This window comes from Micromonospora sp. CPM1, assembly GCF_023896895.1.
In the GTDB taxonomy this organism is placed as follows: domain Bacteria; phylum Actinomycetota; class Actinomycetes; order Mycobacteriales; family Micromonosporaceae; genus Micromonospora; species Micromonospora tulbaghiae.
Genome location: NZ_JAMHIU010000064.1, coordinates 1 through 620 on the forward strand (window position 1 = coordinate 1; position 620 = coordinate 620).

Below are 620 nucleotides of genomic sequence, written 5' to 3' on the forward strand. Positions count from 1 at the left end.
CGGTACGGGAACCGCGTATCCCTGGGTCGGCCTGTTGCTGGTGGCGCTCGGCCTGGGCATGGGCCTGGCCGTTCCCGGCACCGGTCTGGCGGTCATGGCGAGCGTGGCCCGCGAGCGTTCCGGGATGGCCTCGGCGACCATGAATACCCTGCGCCAGGCCGGCATGGCCGTCGGCATCGCGTTGCTGGGAGCGCTGCTGAGCGGGCGGGCGATCGTCGTCCTGGGCGATCGGCTGGAGGAGCTGGGGATTGCCGATGCGCAACGGCTCGCCACCCAGGCGGTCACGTCCCATCGCTTGCCTGGTTCCCTGGCGGGGCTCGACGCCGAGCTGCCGGCCGCGCTGGCCGAGGGCTTCCGTCTGGCTATGCTGGTGGCCGGAGCCAGCGCCCTGCTGGCCGCCGCGCTGCTCTGGTGCCTGCGCGTTAGCGCCGGCCCGACGGCGGATACAGTTGGCGCATCTGGACGAACGGCAGGGGTACAGTTGCAGGCCGATAGACGCTGACTCTCGGGTCACGATGCTGGCGCGGGGGCGATTTCCTTGCGCTATGCTGCTCGAAGCGAAGAATATTCGCGTATTCCAACTGTTGTGCTAGGGTATGACCTGCGACAACCTGTCGCAG

The 620-nt window shown here is 69.0% G+C and carries 1 pseudogene; it reads left to right on the forward strand.

The window, feature by feature from the left end:
* Positions 1-502: pseudogene (locus M8C11_RS30125) on the forward strand (hypothetical protein); the annotation flags it as partial.
* Positions 503-620: the final 118 nt, after the last annotated feature.